This is a genomic window from Leptolyngbya sp. PL-A3 (assembly GCF_039962325.1).
GTDB lineage: Bacteria > Cyanobacteriota > Cyanobacteriia > Elainellales > Elainellaceae > Vacuolonema.
Map to the genome: position 1 here is coordinate 45002 of NZ_JAMPLB010000018.1, position 18161 is coordinate 63162.

Below are 18161 nucleotides of genomic sequence, written 5' to 3' on the forward strand. Positions count from 1 at the left end.
AGAAGCTGCGCCTTTTCTGTGTCCTGATGCGTCAGGACGCAGAAAAGGCGCAGCTTCTTATTGAATTGGTATTCGTGCATTCTGGTTGGAGTGGTTCATGCATCCCAGTCAACAAAAATGCTTCAGTTTTGGCGACTACGAAAAGATTATGCAAGCTTCTTCTTTAAAACAATTAAGGTCAGGTCATCAAAAATGGTGTGGTCGCCAATGTGCGATCGCACATCTTCCAATACAGTTTCCAGAATCAATTGAGATGTTTCATCCCAATGCTCTTTCACCACGGTGATGAGCCTATCTATCCCATAAAATTGGCGGTCAGCATTCTCCGCTTCGGTAATGCCATCGGTGTAGAGTACAACCCCATCCCCCGGCTCCAAATGAATTTGAGTTTGGGCGACAAATTCTCGAATATCAGACACCATACCCAATGGGAACCCTAAGTCTATGGTGTCGAGTCGCTTCAACTCGCCATTGGCCCGTACCACTAGCACTTCTTCATGTTGGCCGCTGACATGCAATTGTCCATCCCGGTAATCCAATAGGGTTAGGGTTAAATTCTTACCCGGACTGAGCCGTTGTGCATTTTCGTAAATCACCTGATTCAGCAAATTCAAAAACTGCGGCAAATCTTCTCCTCGGGTTGCAAGCAATGTGCGGACAGCAGTTTGCACCATAATCATCAGCACACCGCTCTGTAACCCGTGTCCGGTGACATCTCCAATTCCCACTGTAACCCGACCCTCATTACAGATAATGTCGTAGTAGTCGCCACCTACCTCCGTTGCTACTTCCATAAAACCTGCAATGTCAAGGTCGGCGATCGCCGTCAACTCATGCTCCCGCGGTAAAATCATCTGCTGCATCTGGCGAGCAACCTCCAGTTCCGCTCCCATGCGCAGGTTTTCAGCCTGTAACTGTTGATTCAGTTTGGTAATTTCACTATTCGCAACCTGGAGCTCCTGGGTACGTTGCTCGACCCGATCTTCCAACGCTTCATTTGTGGTTTCCAGGGCTAGAAATGCATCCTGAAGCTGATGGGCCATTTGCTCAAAAGATTGGGCCAAACTTTCAATTTCTGCAATACCGCTGGATTTGATAGCGGCGATACCCGTTTCTTTACCTAGATCAGCAGAGCTCGCCTTAGCAGCGAGGATTTGGGAAGCTGTGCTGAGGTTGAGAATAGGACGGGTGATTTGGCGAGCGGTCAGAATGCCCAGCCCGGTTGCCAGCCCTAATGCCCCAAAGCAAAGCAGGACAGTGTTATAGGTATTGGCTTGAATCTGGGCCATAAAATCTGATTCTGGAATCACCACCACAATTAACCAATCCAGCCCCTTGCCATCCTGGAAGGGAGTAACCTGAACGAATTGGCGATCGCCCCCAGCGAAGCGAAGCCCCTCCCCCTCTCGGGTGAAACTTAGCTGCTGAGGCTCCTGAATTCGCGCCAGGGTGCCGAATTGATCTTCCAGAAATTGGGCCGTTGCTCGTACGGTAGGATTTTTGCTCTGAACCGCCTGAATCCGCCGCAGATTGTCATCTTCCCCGACGAGCAAATCCTCCTCTGTGGAACTAGAACTGGAAATGACGGTGCCCGAGCGCTCCAGAATAAAGGTCTCTCCAGTCTTTCCCACATTCAACTGACTCAGGAAGGTATCCAACTCCTGCGAGAGGAGAAAATCCACGGCGCACACCCCCAGAAATTGCCCACTTCTACGTTCAAACACGGGCTGACTGGCGGTAATCACTGGAACCCGAGCATCAAAATCAAGGTAGATATCACTCCAAACCGGTTGTTTCGTCTCCTGAGCGGCCTTGTACCAGGGGCGAACCCGGGGATCGTAGGGGCGATCGCCTCGCCGCACGACCTTGTCCACATTACCTTCTGTATCAATGGCCGAGTATCGGAATAGGTAGTTCGTGGAAGCGTTGCTGGTTTGCACCTCAAACGTATCTTGGCCCGCAGGAACGTTAGGCCGCCCGACCCCCATAAATGCCCCATCAGACTCACGGCCACAATAGATCAAGTTAGTTGCAGGAAAGGTTCGAGCCTGTTGCCAGAGGGGATAGGCATCCGGTAAGCGGGTCATATTCAGGCTGCCTTGTTGCATGGCACTGACATTGATCTGGTTCAACAAAAAGGGGGAATTGACATAGCTGCGTAGTTGCTGTTCGATTCGAGCCGCAATCTCACCCCGGAGTTGAGAGGCCAGATCATTGACAGCCCGTTGCCCATTGCGAAATGACAGGATACCCACTAACCCCACCGTTCCAAAAATTTGTAGAACAAACGGAACAATCAAAACGAATCGCAACGAGGGACGGGACAAGCGTGGCATAAAAACCTTTAAGAATAGCTAAGGCTAATACAAATAGATGAAGTGATGAAGGGTACATCCCACTTTTGCAGAGTTGGAAACCCACTTTTGTAAGTGAGGCGGGTGAAGCCCGCCTCACTTACAAAAGTGGGATGCACCCAATGATGAACGCCTCTGGCAGCAGGAAATATTTGAGAAATTCCATAAAAAGTTAATTTTTTGTGCTTTCCATGCCTAAAAAATTAACTTTTTCATGGGTTCTAAAATCGATTGGCCAGGTAGGTTAGCTTTAGAATTCCCGAACTGTTTTACGAAACTTCTGTTGGTTAACAAACGTGGAGACTTGCGATCGCCCCTGCAGTTTGCATCTGTTCCACAAAATATTTATGCTGTGTATGAGCTTCACTCAAAAAGTTTCAGCACAAATGCAATCAGGGGCAAGGCTGAACACCTCTTTTTAAAAGAAATTTTGTTCCGCTTTGCGAAGCGCTTCTCATGATCGAACCTCACTCAAACGACACGTCAGATGCTCAGCCTGTTGATGCCAGAATTACAAATTTAGAACGAGAGCTTGCACGACTGCAGCAAGTCAATCAAGATTTACAAATTTCCCTGACAACAACAGCCGAACATGGCGACCTAATTGAGTCTCAATTACATGAAGCAAATCGTCAATTAAAGGCCGAAATTACCGAGAGGCGGCGGGCTGAATCTACCCTAAGCACATTACTCCATTTAATTTCTCGTCAAAAGGAAGACTTAGAAATTATTTTGCAAACGATTACAGAGCATGGGGACGTTCTGGATATGCAGTGGTACGAGAAGCTGCGCTATGCCAACTTACTCGCATCCTATGATGGGCTAACGCAGGTGCCCAACCGTCGTCGCCTAGACGAGTATTTGGAACAACAGTGGCGGCAGATGGCCCGGGAGATGGCACCCCTCTCTGCTATTTTATGCGATATTGATTTCTTTAAGGAATATAATGACACTTACGGGCATCTTGCCGGCGATGATTGTCTACGACAAATTGCCCAAGCCTTAGCCCAGATTCTCAAACGTCCTACGGATCTACTCGCACGCTATGGGGGCGAAGAATTCGTCGGCTTGTTGCCAAAGACCGATCTGCGGGGAGCCATTGCGGTGGCATGCCAAATGCAGACGGCTGTGGAAGCCTTGCGGATTCCCCATGTACAGTCTCGGGTGTCGCCTTACGTAACGCTTAGCATCGGCATTTCTAGCGTGCTGCCCAACATGAGCTGTTCTTCTCAGGGTTTGTTAGACGAGGCCGATCATCACCTCTATCAGGCGAAACAACAGGGTCGGGCACGCATCATCTACCGGGGCATCCTATCCCATGGCTCTATGTTAAGCTCTCCTCAACTTGAGGAATACTAGATTCAGCCTTGACTTCGGGTGTGTAACACACGCTCAAAGCCAATCCTACAAGCAGTTCAGACACTACGAACCTACTTGCTGGTTCCTCACATCTATGATTGATACTACTGGAACTCATGTTTATGGTGAGTTCACATCCACAATTGCAGCTAGTGATGAGTACCTAACGCTGCATTTCTCCCCCAGCAACGCTCCCCGCAAGCAACGGTGGCGTAACTATGGCCTCTCGGCTGACTTTCTGGGAGATTATTTTGCTGCATTTTTTCCAGGCGATACTCCCACAAATGGGCAGATTAATCAGCGTGATACAGTTAAGGCCGCTGTTAGCTTTATTGCCAATGAGCTGTTGGAAAATGCAGTGAAATACAGCGAAACAGTTGGCGATCGCCCCATCACCATTTCTCTCTACCTCTACAAACAGAAAATCGTATTTCAGGTGGTCAATTTTAGCGATCGCTCCACCACCAAAAGCTATCAACAATTCATTGAAGAGCTGAGCCATTCTGACCCCGATATGCTCTATGCTCAACAGCTTGAAAAAACAGCTTTAGGTACTGGAGAATCCTGTATTGGCATCTTGACGATGATTAATGATTATGGAGCCAGCTTTAGTTGGCAATTTCAGGAGCTTGACAGTACTCCAGAGGTCGTTCAAGTTGCTGTGATGGTCTCTCTAGATGTGTAAGCTCTTGTAAACATCCCCGGATTTATTAGCAAGGACTATCGTGAATAAATGAGTCCTGCTATTTTTATAGACTTGGGAAAGGTTGATGTCACAGCCTGACCATACAGAACGGGAGCAATGGGAACCTGTGGAAATAAAGACAGACGAGTATAGTATCATTCAGTATCCAGAAACCTCCACGGTCGTCATTCAAGGATTTCTGCGGTTAGATGGAATGGAGGAGTATCAGCCAATCATGGATCTGTTACTGAGTGCAGTGGATGGAGCGGCGCGATTAACGCTCGATCTGACAGATCTGGAGTTTCTCAACAGCTCTGGCATCAGTACACTTTCCATGTTTGTTGTCAAGGTGCGTGAACGAAAAGATGTGCATCTTGTGCTGAAGGGCTCTGAAAAAGTCCTCTGGCAAACCAAATCATTAAAGAATTTGCAACGGTTGATGCCCAGTCTAACGTTGGAATATGTGTAACCGGTTCAACATCAATGGAGCCGAACGTTAAGATCGAGCCTGAATCTGGTTCAGATGTAGCGGTTCTCCGTGAGGAACTTGCACGGCTAAAACAGGAGAATGAAGATTTACGCATTACCCTTCAGGCCACCGTAGAACATGGCGATGTTGTAGAAGCTACACTGCGATCTACCAATGAAAGGCTGCAGGCGGAAGTGACGCAGCGCCAAATGGCGGAGACAGCCCTGCAAGATATTTTGTCTACCGTCTTACGGGATAAGCAAGACCTTGAGCTGATCTTAAAGGCTACGGCAGAACATGGTGATGCCCTGGAATACCAGCTCTACACCCAGGCTGTCGAAACCATGCGGGAGAGCGAAGCTCTCTTCCGAGCCATCGCTGAATCAACGCCTATTTTGATGATTCTGACCCAACGGTTAGATGGGGTCATTTCCTTTGCCAACATCACCTCGCGTGATCACCTGGGGCTAGAACCCCAGGCTCTGGTTGGGCACAAACTCCGAGACTTTATGGTCAATCCGGACGCTGAGGAGCACTTGCTAGAGAGGCTCCAGACCGAAGGACATGTGCGCAATTATGAAATGCAAATCCGCCGGGTCGATGGCCAGGAAGTTTGGGTATCGGCCTCCGTCCATTCGCTGCAGTTGGGTGGGAATCAGGCGTTATTAACAACGCTGTATGACATTAGCGATCGCAGGCGAGCCGAAGCCGCGCTTCTGGACTACCAACAACGCTTAGAGCAACAGGCCCAAGAATTAGAACAACGGGTTGAACAACGCAGCGATGCACTGTTGCAGGTGGAAGCCAAGTACCGCAGCATTTTCGAGAATGCAGTCGAAGGAATTTATCAAATTTCTCCCCAAGGGCGTTACTTGAGTGCGAACCCTGCCCTGGCTGAAATTTTGGGCTACGATTCGCCCGAGGAGCTGATGGAAAGCATCGTTAGCCTGGATCGTCAACTTTACGTTCAACCCCAACGACGATTTGAGTTAATTGCTTACCTATCTCGATTTGAATCAGCTTCCGACTTTGAATCGGAGGTGTATTGCAAAGACGGCACCAAAATTTGGGTAGCAGAGAACGTGCGGTTAATCCGAGACGCAGCAGGAAAAGTGGTGTGCTATGAAGGAAGCGTGCAAAACATAACCACTCGTCGACAGACAGAGGCCGAACTGCGGCATCAGCGAAAGCGAACCGAGCAATTGCTGCTGAATATTATGCCTCAGGCGATCGCCGAACGCCTAAAACGGGGTCAGAAGACCATTGTTGATAGCTTTACACGTGCCTCGGTTCTATTTGCTGATATCGCCAATTTTACGGCCCTTTCCACAGACATTTCCCCGGTGGAATTGGTGGAATTGCTCAACGCCATTTTCACGGCCTTTGACGAGCTAGCAACCTTTAAGGGCTTGGAGAAGATCAAGACCATCGGGGATGCTTACATGGTCGTGGGCGGCGTCCCCACACCAATACCGGATCCCATTGCCGCAACCGCAGAAATGGCTCTGGCGATGCAGGAGCTCATTCGCACATTTCACACTCCGACAGGCATTCCCTTAAGTTTGCGAATTGGGATTCACACCGGCCCCGTTATTGCCGGCATTATCGGCACGCGCAAATTTAGCTACGACCTCTGGGGCGATACGGTTAACGTCGCCAGTCGTATGGAAACCCAGGGAGAACCCGGTCGCATCCAGGTCACCGAGTCAGTCTACGAAAAGTTGAAAGACGACTACCGCTTTGAGAAGCGGGAAATCATCGAAATCAAGGGCAAAGGGCTGATGCAGACCTATTGGCTAACGGGCAAAAAGCCTTCCTGGGAAGCCAAAGAAACCACACAGCCTGAATAACCATAACTAATCTGAGTTCGAGAAAGCCCATTTTGGTGCGTGCAGAGCGCACGCCAAAATGGGCACTTGGGCTTATTCCGAATTGGGATTAACTAACGTGACGCTAGCAATAACCCAAATGGAGTTATCGATTTGAAAAAGTACTGCTTAAATGAAAGGCACAAATAGCCAACAACTGTCCAGCAACCGTAGCGAAAATTCAAAGGTTGCGGTTTGATGGCAGTGTGTGAACGGTGTGATGGAGGAGTGATGTGATGTTGAGTTGGGAACATTCCCCAAATCTCATACCCATGCTACGGGAACGGGCTTGGGTAGAAGTAGACCTGGGAGCGCTGGCACATAACGTCCAGCAAATCCGGCGGCGATTGGCCCCGCGAACCGAATTGATGGCGGTCGTCAAAGCCGATGCGTATGGCCATGGGGCCGTAACAATCGCTCGCACTGCCCTGCGCCACGGAGCCACTTGGCTAGGAGTCGCTACCATTCCTGAAGGCATTGAACTACGAGAAGCAGGTATTCAAGCACCTATTCTGCTGCTGGGAGCTACTAACACGGCAGAGCAGGTGAGAGCGATCGCTCAATGGAAACTACAACCGACCCTCTGCACCCCCAAGCAAGCACTCATTTTCTCCGAGACCATGGGTACGATGCGTTCCCGTTCTCCCCTGCCCGTTCACCTGAAGCTGGATACAGGAATGTCGCGGCTGGGAATTTCTTGGGAACAAGCCGCTGAGTTTGGGCAATTGGTGAAAAGTCTACCTCACTTAGAAATTGCCAGCGTCTATTCTCATCTGGCCACAGCTGATGATCCAAACCCAGGGATTATGCAGTTGCAGTATCAACGTTATGAGTCAGCGATCGCTCACCTAAAAGCCGCTGGAATTACCCCCCCTCGGCTCCACCTGGCAAATTCCGCTGCAACTCTGGCAGACCCATCTCTACACTACGATCTGGTACGTACAGGGTTAGCTATGTATGGCCTACATCCAGCTCCCCATCTAGTTGCAAAAATTCCACTTAAACCCGTTCTTCAGGTCAAAGCCCGCATTACCCAGGTCAAGCCCTTAGCCGCAGGTACTGGCGTCAGCTATGGTCACAAGTTCATTGCTGACCGGGATATGCAAATGGCTGTTATAGGCATTGGCTATGCAGATGGGGTTCCCCGGCTGTTGACGAATCGGATGGAGGTGCTGATTCGAGGCCAGCGTGTTCCTCAGATTGGTGCTGTAACGATGGACCAGCTCATGCTGGATGTGAGTGCTATTCCTGATGTGCAGGCTGGAGATGTCGTAACGCTCCTGGGCCGTGACGGGCAGGAGTCAATTTCAGCGGATGATTGGGCCAATACCCTCGGCACTATTTCCTGGGAAATTCTCTGTGGCTTCAAGCATCGGTTGCCCCGATTGACCGTCAATCATCCGCAAGAGGTCGTTGAAACCGCCTCACAAAATTGAATAGCAAGATTTTGTGAGGTGCGATGCGCCTCACAAAATCCACCGATCATGTTTCAAACCGATGGATGGGGTGTGGTGCAATAGGCACTTCCTGCCTATTGCACCACACCCCATCCAAATGCGTAGAAAACGACCAGTGAGTATTACGCAGTAAAACGGCGCATCAAGTACGCCACCCCAAAATCTCCGTTGGGGTGGTTTTCCAGCTTTTCGGCCAGATCGAAAATTTGTTGGGCTAATTCCTCCCCCAACTTCTCGACGGTAGCGCGGCGCTCACGATCCAAATATTCCTGTTCACGGGTTTGATGTTGCCAGTCTGCCGTGAACAGGTAGGGAACATCAGTGTGCAGCCCAAGATGAATGAGAACATCCCACTCATGGCGATCGCACCAGATACCACCACAGCGAGCACATCGTTCTACATAAAAAGCCGGATTGAGCCCAATCCGGGCACGGGCCAAAAAGCCATGACACTCGGGGCAAAGCCCCGCTCGGGCATCCAGAGCAGCAGGTTCATAGCCAATATCCAAATCAGCAGGAACTGGCTCCAGTTTGGAAGGTTCCTGCTGCTGCTGCCATTCATGGTAGACCTCCGGTAAAATCCAGTTTCCCTCGCATGCAGGGCAGTGTTTTGCGGGTAAATCTCCCGCAAGCACCACATCCATCAGGGATTCGGTTTTATCTTTCGGGCACTGCACTGAACCTTACCTCTAAGAAACTTCATTATTAAACCATTTTCAGTTGAACCATTTTCAGTCGATCTCAAGGTTTCATGGTGGCAAAAGAAGCGTATGGAACTAAGCCCTGCGCTCCTTCCAACAAGGAAAAGGGAGGATGCAGTGCACCCTCCCTATGTTGAATTCGATGAAAGGGTTAGAGCCTACTTTAAAGGTTATTTTTCCGCGCGCTTCCTACGCGAAAAAACAACTCTTCGACTTTAAAGCGGGCCCTAGGATTGCCCCTGCAACTCAGCCGTGCGGACTGACAACTGCTGGGTGTTATCGCCCCGACGAATGGTGAGTCGCAGAGGTTCACCCACGCGGCTATTTTCAACAGTCCGTTGCACCTGATCAGCGGAGGTGGCTGCCTGCCCTTCTAACTCTGTAATAACGTCGCCGCGACGCAGGCCAGCACTAGCGGCTGGGGAATTCGGAACGACACCAATAACCAATACTCCTGTAATTTCTGGTAGAAGAACCGAGGAGTTGGGGTCACTGTTATTCTGTCGGGCCAAATCCGGCGTCAGAGTGGCAATTTGCACGCCCAGGTACGGGTGAGTCACATGCTCGCCTCGGGCCAGTTGGGGCAGAATTTCTTTCGCCTTGTTGATGGGAATGGCAAACCCAATACCCATGGCGTTGGCACGGATAGCGGTATTGATACCAATCACTTCGCCATCTTCGTTGAGCAATGGCCCACCAGAATTGCCAGGGTTAATGGCAGCATCGGTTTGAATAAAGTCCAGCCGCTTGTCAGGAATACCCACCAGAGCGCTGGAGCGATTGAGGGTACTGACAATCCCCAGAGTAACGGTATTGTCGAGGCCGAGGGGATTACCGACAGCGATCGCCCAATCGCCCACCTGCACCTGTTCTGAATCTCCCAAGGGAGCAACGGGCAGATTGCCATCAGGGTCGTCAATCTTTACAAGGGCCATATCGGTCACTTCATCAACCCCCAGAACCTTGGCAGCAAACTGCCGCTCGTCCTTCAGGGTCACCGTTACGCGATCGGCCTGGTTCACCACGTGAGCATTGGTCAAAATAGAGCCATCGGCATCAATAATGAAACCGGAACCCTGGCCCCGCAGACGCTCCTCGTAGGGACCCTGCTGTGGGAAGCCGCGATCGCCAAAAAATTCTCGAAAGAAGGGATCGTTAAAAAATGGCGTTGGCTCGCGGGTGACCGTACGCTCAGTATCGATACGAACCACTGCTGTACCGACTCGATTGACTGCTGCTGCCACAAAACTCGTGCTATGGCGCGTTGAGGCCGCCTGAGTTTGTGCCAGCACGGGAGCAGGATGAAGGGGGCTGAAGGCCAGATAAGCCGCCAGTCCAACCATCAAAATGCGCTGCAGGAGCGATCGCCAGCGCCGTTGAAGAGATTCCGGTCGCATAACCTTTACCTGTTCTGTGTATCAACTACGGACAGTTGTTCAGACATTGACTCATTCTTATTATGGTAGCGATCGCCCCATCCATTCGTAAGTTCGGTTGAAAGGGAGACTACCCCCCATTGACGAAGCGGCATTTCTCTAAGAATCAGATTTGTCATTGTGTTAGCTAAGCCAGTCCGATGGCAAATCTGAATTGCCCTGTATTGAGCTGCCAAACAAACGTTGGGATAGAATCAGGGGAAGTTCCACTCCCCAGGCAGCGCTCATGCATAGCCCCCAGCCCGACCACGCCCATGCAGATACCGGAGCGCACTCCCACCCCCATGTGCACGATCCCGAATCATTACGGCAGATTATGAACCGGCTCTCCCGCATTGAAGGGCATGTACGCGGTATCAAGCAGATGGTGGCTGAGAGCCGCCCCTGCCCAGATGTGCTAATGCAGATCGCCGCCGTTCGTGGTGCTCTCGATCGAGTAGCTCGGCGTATCTTAGATGAGCATCTTACGGAATGTATGGTGCGGGCCGCAGAAGATGGCAGCATTGACGCCGAGATTGATGCCCTCAAATCTGCCCTTGATCGATTCTTGCCTTCCTGAAATATGCGTTTTATTCCAATTCAGTAATCACAGATAATTCAAATCAAAAAGGAGCGTGGCTTCAACGCCACGCTCCTTTTACGAGAAAGAGAGGAGCGATCGCCTCTCTTCCTTACTTTTAGCGATTCAGCAGCTCCTGAGCATCACGACTAGGTGTGTAGCGGTAACCAAATACGGATTGGTCAGAATCATCCAAAATTTGGGGAGTCAGAATAACGATTAACTCCTGGCGGACGTTGTCACGCCTGCTACTCCGGAACAAAGCTCCTAGAATTGGGATGTCTCCTAAGATAGGTACTTTAGTGACATCAATTCGATCTTCATCACGAATAATCCCTGAAAGGATAAGCGTCTGCCCGTCGCGCACACGAATTAGACCGGAGGTCAAGCGACGTTCAGACAACAGAGTAACAGTAAACTCGTCCCCGTTAAATTCGACAGTTTCCTCATCATAAGGTGCCGAGATAGATGGCGCGACAGAAAGGGAAATGAAACCATTATCATCAATTCGATCCACTGCAACTTGAAGGATCAAACCTGCGGGTTCGGTTTCCGTTGTTACAGTAACAGTACCACCACCACCATCATCATTCTCGCCATCGCCCTCATCGACAGTTCGCTCAAAGTTCGTGATGACATCCTGTGTTAGCTGAACCTGCGCCGTTTGCCCCTCCTGCACTACAAGCGTTGGATCAGTCAGGATCTTAGCGTTTCCTTCTCGAACCGATGCTGACAGCTGTGCTAGGAAATTATCGGCAATACCCAGGTTCTGTCCTCCGGTTACGACGTTACCAATAACGGAGACAGGAGTTCGTTCACCAAAGTTAATCACCCCAACCCCTCCGCTGTTAATAAAGTCTGTACGACCCAAGCCGAAGGAGAAACTAGTGTTTTGGCGATCTGTTTCAAGCAGGTTAACGTCAATGACGCGGACGTTAACAGCAACCTGACGACGGCGGATATCGATAGTCGTCAACTGACTGGTTGCGATATCAATGAGACGCCCCGGCCCAGTCAACGTAAGCGTGTTGGTACGTTCATCCCCTGTCACCTGCAAGCCTCGCAGGATAGGGTTGGAATCCGTATATTCAACCCGTTGGACTTCAATTCGATTTTCTGTTGTTGTCTGCGTTTGGGTGACGGCTGGTCCAGTACTCCCCTCAGCAGCGGTTGCTACCGAAACAGCATTCACGCTGGTAATAAGACGTTCGCGGCTAACTGCCGTCTCGGCACCGAGCGCCACCAAGAAGTTAAGAGCAGAAGTTACATCGACCTGATTCAGGCGAATGGTACGCATGAGCAGGTTACGAGATTCGTTAGGCAGAGTCTGGCCTACAAAAATCGTGCGGCCCTCCAACGAGGCTTGCAGTCCACTAATACGCAGCACGTAGTTAAATACGTTTTGAACTGGCTCGTTTTCAATATCTAGCGAAATTCGTGGCTCGTTATCTGCCGTTCCTTCAGGCCCCGTCCCACCACCCGCGTTGTTAGCGCCTTGACCAGAGGTCAAGAAAGCAACGTTCAGTCCTGCTGCTCGACCCAGCAACGAGAGCACATCCCGTACGGGGGCATCCCGCAGAACGAGTCTGGGAACAATTTCATTAGTTCCGAGGTTAATCGGTTCGGGGCTAATATCAGTCGTGGCTACGGCAATGTCACCAACGGGGGGTGCGATCGCCCTCGGACGCGCTGGAGGAGCACCTACCTGACTCGGTTGGACCTGAACTCCATCAATGACCACATTTGGGTCCGGAATCAGCACATCTCCATCATCCACCTGTAGGGGATCTGGATTCTGGGCAACCTGTGTTTCCCGAGAAGAGGGCTGCTCAAAGGTGATATCGTCATCAGACTCGGCAAGCGCAGGTCCATTGCCCACATCAAACACGATACTGTTATCTGTCTGATTCACTTGACTAACAGGGGTTCCGGTCTCTCCAGTGATGCTCACCCGCACACTATTCGAATCCAACTGGCTGACCATTACCGCCGAGATGCCAGGTGCCGGGTTATTTTGCAGGAAACCATTGCCATCTGACAGGTTCAGCTGGGTGTTGACCAGATCGGCTACCAGCGTGTTGCCTCGGTTCACGGTAAAGACTTGGGGCCGTTCACCGCTGCTGGTTTCCAACACCAGTTCCATACCGCCGTCATTTGTCGAGTTGACCCGTACATCGGTCACTTCTGTTGCAGCGGCATAGGCGGGGAGTGATGCGGTTAGGGCGATCGCGCCTCCCCCCAAAAGTCCAAGCAGTCCAAGATGTTTCACAGTTCACTCCTCCTTAGCAAAACAGGCGAAAAAAGCAATGGCGGACTCATGCATTCAATAACGACGACACCCTGACCCAGGTGATTGAGGCAATATGCCTCAAACTGGGACTACGGCGCGGCTGGGGCCGGAGACGGTGCCGGAGCAGCCGGAGTAGCTCCAGCGGCTGGAGCAGCCGGAGTAGCTCCTGCCGCTGGAGTGGCTCCTGCGGCCGGGGCCCCAGTTGCCGTTTCTTCCGGAGGCAGTAGCGCGATTAACCTGAAAGATGTCTGCAAGCGAGGATCACCTAGAGGCTGAATCTGGCCTCGCTCATTCACGAGAAGTAAGCCATTATTAGCTGGCTGCATTTTCAAATCCCGCACCACTAACAGGGGGCGCAGTCGTTCAATATTGCGAATGATCGATTGGGTTTGGCCAAAGGTACCATTAATTTGAACGTCGTAAACCTGCTGACGTAAGCGTCCATTAACAGCAGAGCCAAAGGAACCGTTGTTAACGACATCGCCACCACCCGCTGCCGCTGCACCTGGTGTGCCGGTATCCGCTGGGGCAACCCGCGAGAACCGTTCCAGAACTGCTGCACCACCTGTTTGAACCTCACCAACTTCAATGGCTGGACTCGCCACCTCAGCCCCTTGAACTCGGGCATTTAGGTCAATCAGCAACGTTTCCAGACTTTCCTCATCAGCAAACAAGGTCAGCACGTCGGCTCGCAGCTTCTCAGCTTCCGCCAAATCCTGTCGTGCCTGCTGGATTTGCTTTTGAATTTCAGCCTGATCAACAAGTTGTTGACGTTTGGTCTGAATCTCCTGCCGAATGGCCTGGTTGGCCTCCCAGGCGGGTTTCACCACATTAAGCAGCAACCAGGTAGCCGCCGCTGCCCCTACCAGGGCTAATAAAATTCCGTTGACGGTAGGAGTCAGCCGAACACCAAAAACGACAGGGTAACTCGGCTGATCGGCATCAAAATCATCAACGGGAATAAAGTCTCCACCAGCGGTCATGGCTGAATCACCCCCAAATCACGAAGTGCATCAATTCTTGCGGGTAGACCAACCGCCAACGCGCTTCGCATGTTTTGCAACAACTCAGACGCAGGACGGTTAGTTAGTTCTGCTTCTATCTGAAAATTCACCACATCTGGCAGTTCCACTTCAACCGTAGGCTGTACCCCTTCCGGAAATTGAACTTGAGCCGGATAGGGCTGCAACGTCGAACTCACCAGGCGAACAGTACCACTGGTTAGAAAAGGTGACTGCTTGAGCAGCAGTACAAAATCATTGACATCATCAAAGGAACGAGCAATGCCCTGAATTTGTAACCGGGCCGGGGGCAGCTCAGGCACAGGTGCTGGGGCCGCCGGAGACGGAGAAGCTTCAGGGTTATTAGGATCCGCCGCTGGAGCTGGAGCCGGAGGCGGAGCCGCTGTCGGTTCTGGTTGTGTTTGGATGATATTAGAGACCTGTACACCACCTGGAGTTCGGGTCCGAACATCTTGAAGTAGTGCAGACCATGGCTGAATCTGATCAAAAACAGTGGCAAGGGCTTGGTTTTCAGCATCAATTTGCTGCACTTGCCCCTGAATGGTTTGCACCTCTTGTAGAGCTGCCTGCACATTGACTAGCTCAGCGTTCAGGGCATCCAGCTCTGCTTGCAAGCTACTACGCTGTGCTTGCAAGAAAAACCATAAGCCCCCAGCCAAAGCTGGCAACAGCAGCCCAACTAACGCTCCTAAATAAAGAGGCCGGGGGCTATCTGAAACCTCCCGCACACGCGGACCCGCTACATCAGCAGCCCGCTCCTCCCGGTCATTTAAGAAGTTGATATCTAAGCTGTACATTACATCCCGCCTCCCGACATATCACCACGCCTCCCGCAAGCTCAATCCCAAAACCACTCCAAGACCTGTACGTTGGGCCAGAGGGACTTCCTGATCCACTTCTAGAGAAAGGGCCGCAATGGGATCAACCTGACTGGCGGGCAAACTCAAACGCTGTGAGAAAAATTCATCCAATTGCCCAATCGACCCACCTGGCCCGGCCAGCAACAATTGAGCCACTTCCATGTTGTCGCCCTGGTTCAAATAGAAGTCGATCGATCGCCGCAACTCATCGGCCAACTCTCCCAACACCCGCAGCATAGCGGCAGTACCAGGGTTAGAGGCAACTCCTGGGGAACTCCCCACACTATCCATCGGCGTCACCGGTACTGTCATCCCTTGCAACAATTCCGTGTTACGGGAGGGGGGGAGGTTCATTGCACGGCTAAGGGCGGTTTGAATTTGATACGTGCCGATGGGTACCGTTCGAGAAAACTGAGGTACCCCATCGACCACGATGGAAATTTCAGTATTCTCAAATTCGATATCGACGATCGCCGCTGCTTCTTGAGGGGTGAACTGGCGCAACTGATCACGGATAGTACGGATTAGCGAAAAGCTACTGATTTCCAGAATATTGACCGTGAGGCCAGCCTGCTCGAAGGTTTCGATATAGGAATCGGTCACTTCTTTGCGGGTTGCTACCAGCAAAACCTGAACTTTCTCAATACCGTCCTCATCCACGAAAAAGCCTAGCTTCTGATAATCAACATCGGCTTCCTCACGGGGGAAGGGAAGATATAGGCCAGCTTCCTGGTTCAAAACCATCTCGCGCAATTCGCGGTCGTCTAGCTCAGCAGGAACGGGAATGATGCGCGTTACGGTATCGCGCCCACCCGGAATCGCCGTGGAAACATTTTTTATTTTGAGCTTACTTTCATCCAATACAGAACGGATGATTTCTGCCATTGTTGGCGAGTCCAAAATCTGGCCTTCCTGATAAATACCCTCCGGCACCTCAGCGGAAGCGAGGGTTGTCAGTTGAAAGCCTTGACCTTTCTTTTTGAGGCGAGCGACATTAACTCGATCTGGGGTCAGTTCGATACCAATGCCCTTAGTTTTTTTCGAGAAGAGACCTTTGAAGTTGCTAACCACAGTTTTGCCGTCGGGTATTCAGAATAGCGGGATGCAAGACAGCGCAGTATAAGGGAAGTGAATATATAGATTCAACGATTGATGCTAGCGCATGGTACCCAATTTAGTTCACTTTTTTTCAGGTTGCGCAGCAATACAAAGCTTACTAGGGAGAGAAATGGGTGGGATGGACTTTGAACCTCTTAGAGAAATTTTAGAGCTCAGGATTCTAGAGGTATAATCTTAGCTTCGATAACCCCGAATGAGACACATTTTGTGAATTCTTATCCTCAGTGCTCTAACCCTTTGGGGTAGGGGATTCAGTAGGGAATTCACTTTTTGATTCGTGGATAAAGATTCTCTATCCGGATGGAGTGCAGCAAAGATTGAAAATCTACTGCCTTCTCCGTGAACATACGGACTCAAGAGTACTGTTGTTTTATTTCGGGATTGGTGGGGTTGTTTGATGGGGTAGAGTGCTCGTATCCCGCCCCATCAAACATAGGCCAACTTAAGCCTCCGAGCACTCATAAGCACAAGGGCGGCTCGGTCAAGGATGTCCTTTTTAGGTTAATCTGGACGATTGATCAAGGTCTGCGGATTCAGCGAGTCCTGATTGCCGCAAAGACTATGGCATCCTGTGGAGGGATCATGAGCCGAATGCGTGCCTGGAAGCGATTTGGGATTTTGGCATTGCTGGGGCTGGCGTTGAGTTGGCTAATCAGTTGCAGCCCTGGCAATAATTCAGGGGCGTCCAATGCATCGGGGGAGGCGGAGGTCGAGTTTTGGACGATGCAGCTCCAACCCCAGTTCACTGACTACTTTAATGAGCGGATTGCAGCCTTTGAACAGGCGAATCCGGGCATTACGGTGAAGTGGGTGGATGTCCCCTGGGGAGATATGCAAAGCAAAATTTTGACGGCGGTTTCGGCGAACACGGCTCCTGATGTCGTCAACCTGAACCCTGACTTTGCTGCTCAGTTGGCAGGACGTAACGCCTGGTTGCCCTTAAACGACAAGATTCCCTCTGAAGTTCAGCAACAATATTTGTCTAAAATTTGGCAGGCCAATTCTCTCGATGGAGAAACTTTTGGGATTCCCTGGTACCTGACTACAAGCCTGGCAATTTACAACACGGACTTGTTGAAACAGGCCGGGTTTGAACAGCCTCCGACCACTTATGCAGAACTGGCAGAAGTAGCCCGAGCGGTACGGGAAAAAACAGGAAAGTACGCCTTCTTCTCCACTTTTGTTCCAACGGATTCTGCTGATGTGCTGCAATCATTTACCCAGATGGGAGCGCAGCTTCTGGACGCAGACGGTAAAGCAGCGTTCGATACGTCGGAAGGTCGGGCTGTATTTGAATACTGGACAACTTTATATCAAGACGGATTGCTTCCCAAAGAAGTCTTGACCCAGGGTCACCGTCGAGCCTTAGAGCTTTACCAGACTGGGGATACCGCTATTTTGAATTCGGGACCCCAATTTTTGAAGACCATTGAAGCTAATGCTCCGGCGATCGCCCAGGTCTCCCAAACCGCTCCCCAAATCACTGGCTCCACGGGCAAAAAGAGCGTTGCCGTGATGAATCTGGTGATTCCCCGCAACACGGATGCCCCGGATGCCGCTGTGAAGTTTGCCTTGTTCATCACCAACGATGAGAACCAGTTGGCTTTTGCGAAGGCAGCCAATGTTCTGCCGTCTACCACGAAGGCTTTAGAAGATCCCTACTTTACAGATGTGGCCGAGTCGGCCCCTAATCTGGATAAAGCCCGCGCTGTGAGCGCTCAGCAGATGCAGGATGCTGAGGTGTTGTTACCCGCCAACAAAGATATTAAGGAACTGCAAAAGATTGTGTATGACAATTTGCAAGCAGCGATGTTGGGCGATAAAACAGTCGATCAAGCGGTAACGGATGCCGCAACAGAATGGAATGATCGGTAAAGGAATTCGCTAAGATCTTCTATTACCAATCCAATGTGGAGATGCGCTTAACGTTCCACGCCTGCTTAGGCAAGATGTAGAACATGAGACGCATCTTCATATTGAAA

Annotated in this window: 14 protein-coding genes; 7 read left to right on the forward strand and 7 right to left on the reverse strand. The window is 50.9% G+C overall.

The features are described 5' to 3' along the window. Positions 1-146 precede the first annotated feature (146 nt). A complete protein-coding gene (locus tag NDI52_RS15385) occupies positions 147-2336 on the reverse strand; it encodes a SpoIIE family protein phosphatase (protein ID WP_190774595.1) in 2190 nt (729 codons plus the stop codon). Positions 2337-2810: 474 nt separating this feature from the next. Here NDI52_RS15385 and NDI52_RS15390 point away from each other — a divergent pair, with 474 nt between their 5' ends. The 5 genes from NDI52_RS15390 to alr all read left to right on the forward strand — a co-directional run bounded on the left by NDI52_RS15390 (position 2811) and on the right by alr (position 8171). After that, entirely contained in the window at positions 2811-3713 is a 903-nt protein-coding gene (locus tag NDI52_RS15390) for a diguanylate cyclase (protein ID WP_190774594.1), read from the forward strand. Between the two features lie 94 nt (positions 3714-3807). After that, entirely contained in the window at positions 3808-4398 is a 591-nt protein-coding gene (locus NDI52_RS15395; protein WP_190774593.1) for an ATP-binding protein, read from the forward strand. Positions 4399-4483: 85 nt separating this feature from the next. Continuing rightward, a complete protein-coding gene (locus NDI52_RS15400; protein ID WP_199307938.1) occupies positions 4484-4867 on the forward strand; it encodes an STAS domain-containing protein in 384 nt (127 codons plus the stop codon). A gap of 14 nt (positions 4868-4881) precedes the next feature. After that, the gene (locus NDI52_RS15405; RefSeq protein ID WP_190774592.1) at positions 4882-6717 is read left to right on the forward strand and encodes an adenylate/guanylate cyclase domain-containing protein; all 1836 of its coding nucleotides are present in this window, start codon (positions 4882-4884) and stop codon (positions 6715-6717) included. A gap of 254 nt (positions 6718-6971) precedes the next feature. After that, on the forward strand, positions 6972-8171 hold the full coding sequence (gene alr / locus NDI52_RS15410) for an alanine racemase (RefSeq protein ID WP_190774591.1): 1200 nt from the start codon (positions 6972-6974) through the stop codon (positions 8169-8171). Between the two features lie 143 nt (positions 8172-8314). Here the strand turns inward: alr and NDI52_RS15415 are convergent, their stop codons facing one another. Both NDI52_RS15415 and NDI52_RS15420 read right to left on the reverse strand, forming a co-directional pair. After that, positions 8315-8869: a zf-TFIIB domain-containing protein gene (locus NDI52_RS15415; protein ID WP_190774590.1), complete on the reverse strand. Its 555-nt coding sequence runs from the start codon at positions 8867-8869 to the stop codon at positions 8315-8317. Positions 8870-9120: 251 nt separating this feature from the next. Beyond that, positions 9121-10236, reverse strand: coding sequence for an HhoA/HhoB/HtrA family serine endopeptidase (locus NDI52_RS15420; RefSeq protein WP_347280062.1), 1116 nt, complete (start codon positions 10234-10236; stop codon positions 9121-9123). A gap of 319 nt (positions 10237-10555) precedes the next feature. Between NDI52_RS15420 and NDI52_RS15425 the strand changes: the two genes are divergently transcribed. Continuing rightward, a complete protein-coding gene (locus NDI52_RS15425) occupies positions 10556-10888 on the forward strand; it encodes a metal-sensitive transcriptional regulator (RefSeq protein ID WP_190774588.1) in 333 nt (110 codons plus the stop codon). A 118-nt stretch (positions 10889-11006) separates the two neighbouring features. Here NDI52_RS15425 and NDI52_RS15430 read toward each other — a convergent pair whose 3' ends face one another. The 4 genes from NDI52_RS15430 to pilM all read right to left on the reverse strand — a co-directional run bounded on the left by NDI52_RS15430 (position 11007) and on the right by pilM (position 16131). Next, complete coding sequence (locus tag NDI52_RS15430) at positions 11007-13157, reverse strand: AMIN domain-containing protein (protein ID WP_190774587.1); 2151 nt, start codon at positions 13155-13157, stop codon at positions 11007-11009. 110 nt (positions 13158-13267) lie between these two features. Next, positions 13268-14161 carry a pilus assembly protein PilO gene (locus NDI52_RS15435; protein WP_190774586.1) on the reverse strand — a complete coding sequence of 298 codons (894 nt, stop codon included), beginning with the start codon at positions 14159-14161 and terminating at the stop codon, positions 13268-13270. Beyond that, positions 14158-14997 carry a PilN domain-containing protein gene (locus NDI52_RS15440; RefSeq protein WP_190774585.1) on the reverse strand — a complete coding sequence of 280 codons (840 nt, stop codon included), beginning with the start codon at positions 14995-14997 and terminating at the stop codon, positions 14158-14160. Before NDI52_RS15440 ends, NDI52_RS15435 begins: the two co-directional genes overlap by 4 nt. 21 nt (positions 14998-15018) lie before the next feature. Further along, positions 15019-16131, reverse strand: coding sequence for a type IV pilus assembly protein PilM (gene pilM, locus NDI52_RS15445; RefSeq protein ID WP_190774584.1), 1113 nt, complete (start codon positions 16129-16131; stop codon positions 15019-15021). 630 nt (positions 16132-16761) lie between these two features. Here pilM and NDI52_RS15450 point away from each other — a divergent pair. After that, complete coding sequence (locus NDI52_RS15450) at positions 16762-18054, forward strand: sugar ABC transporter substrate-binding protein (protein WP_190774583.1); 1293 nt, start codon at positions 16762-16764, stop codon at positions 18052-18054. Positions 18055-18161 lie beyond the last annotated feature (107 nt).

Excerpts from the sequence above, each read along its gene's own strand:
- NDI52_RS15435 (WP_190774586.1), bottom strand. The coding sequence starts at position 14,161 with ATGACCGCTGGTGGAGACTTTATTCCCGTTGATGATTTTGATGCCGAT.
- NDI52_RS15395 (WP_190774593.1), top strand. The coding sequence starts at position 3,808 with ATGATTGATACTACTGGAACTCATGTTTATGGTGAGTTCACATCCACA.
- alr (WP_190774591.1), top strand. The coding sequence starts at position 6,972 with ATGTTGAGTTGGGAACATTCCCCAAATCTCATACCCATGCTACGGGAA.
- NDI52_RS15425 (WP_190774588.1), top strand. The coding sequence starts at position 10,556 with ATGCATAGCCCCCAGCCCGACCACGCCCATGCAGATACCGGAGCGCAC.
- NDI52_RS15390 (WP_190774594.1), top strand. The coding sequence starts at position 2,811 with ATGATCGAACCTCACTCAAACGACACGTCAGATGCTCAGCCTGTTGAT.
- NDI52_RS15440 (WP_190774585.1), bottom strand. The coding sequence starts at position 14,997 with ATGTACAGCTTAGATATCAACTTCTTAAATGACCGGGAGGAGCGGGCT.
- NDI52_RS15405 (WP_190774592.1), top strand. The coding sequence starts at position 4,882 with ATGGAGCCGAACGTTAAGATCGAGCCTGAATCTGGTTCAGATGTAGCG.
- NDI52_RS15450 (WP_190774583.1), top strand. The coding sequence starts at position 16,762 with ATGAGCCGAATGCGTGCCTGGAAGCGATTTGGGATTTTGGCATTGCTG.
- NDI52_RS15385 (WP_190774595.1), bottom strand. The coding sequence starts at position 2,336 with ATGCCACGCTTGTCCCGTCCCTCGTTGCGATTCGTTTTGATTGTTCCG.
- NDI52_RS15420 (WP_347280062.1), bottom strand. The coding sequence starts at position 10,236 with ATGGTTGGACTGGCGGCTTATCTGGCCTTCAGCCCCCTTCATCCTGCT.
- NDI52_RS15400 (WP_199307938.1), top strand. The coding sequence starts at position 4,484 with ATGTCACAGCCTGACCATACAGAACGGGAGCAATGGGAACCTGTGGAA.